The organism is Nocardiopsis halotolerans DSM 44410, from assembly GCF_000341065.1.
In the GTDB taxonomy this organism is placed as follows: Bacteria; Actinomycetota; Actinomycetes; order Streptosporangiales; family Streptosporangiaceae; genus Nocardiopsis; species Nocardiopsis halotolerans.
Map to the genome: position 1 here is coordinate 1 of NZ_ANAX01000119.1, position 1,010 is coordinate 1,010.

Genomic DNA, 1,010 nt, shown 5'->3' on the forward strand with positions numbered 1-1,010 from the left:
TCCGCCGCACCCACGGCCGAGGCGAGCCGCTCGGGCGTTCCGGTCGCGAAGATCAGGGGCGGCCCCACGTCGACGCCGAGCTCCTCGCTGACGGCGGCCGCGGCGCGGACGACGTTGGCCGACTCGCCGCCGAGGTCGAAGAAGTTGTCCGCTGTCCCGAACTCCGCGTGTCCGAGGACCCGGGCGAACACCGCCGCCACGCGCTCGGCGCCCGCCTGCCCGGAGGGGGCGGCCGGATCACCGCCGCGGAGGACGGTGTCCCGCGTCGGGACGGGCAGTCGGCCCCGTGCCACCTTGCCGTTCTCGGTCAGGGGCAGCTCGTCCAGGAGGACGTAGGCGTCCGGGACCATGTAGGCGGGCAGCCGGTCGGCCAGCCATGCGTCCAGGTCCGCCCGGGCGGGCGGCGCGGTCGTGACGAGGTAGGCCGTCAGCCTCGGCGCACCCGTCCCCTCGAAGGGGACCGCGGTCACGACGGCCGCCGACACGCCGTCCATCCTCTCCAGGTGGGCCTCGACCTCGCCCGGCTCGATCCGGTTGCCGCGGACCTTGACCTGGGCGTCGGCGCGGCCGATCCATTCGATCGCCCCGTCCGGGTGCGACCGGACGTCGTCGCCGGTCCGGTAGGCGCGTCGGCCGTCCGGAAGGGTGACGAAGACCGCCGAGGTCAGGTCCGGGCGCGATCGGTAGCCCTCGGCGAGACCGGCGCCGCTGACGTACAGGGCGCCCGTACCACCGGAGGGCGTGGGCGCCAGGTCCTCGTCGAGGACGTGCAGCTCCAGCCCGGGCAGCGGGTCGCCCAGGGGGACGAAGCCGCGGTCCAGGTCACGCACCCGGTGGGCGGAGACCCAGACGGTCGCCTCGGTGGGGCCGTACATGTTCCACAGCTCGGTGCCCGCCTCGTGCAACGCCTCGGCGACGGTCCTCGGCAGGGCCTCGCCGCCGGAGAGCGCCACCATGCCGGGACGCGGACGCCACCCGGTGTCGAGCAGCAGCCGCCACAGGCTCCGGGG

Annotated in this window: 1 protein-coding gene; it reads right to left on the minus strand. The window is 75.5% G+C overall.

The features are described from left to right. Positions 1–1,010 (minus strand): non-ribosomal peptide synthetase (locus D455_RS29865; protein WP_040684752.1); only part of this gene is annotated, 1,010 nt, incomplete at both ends.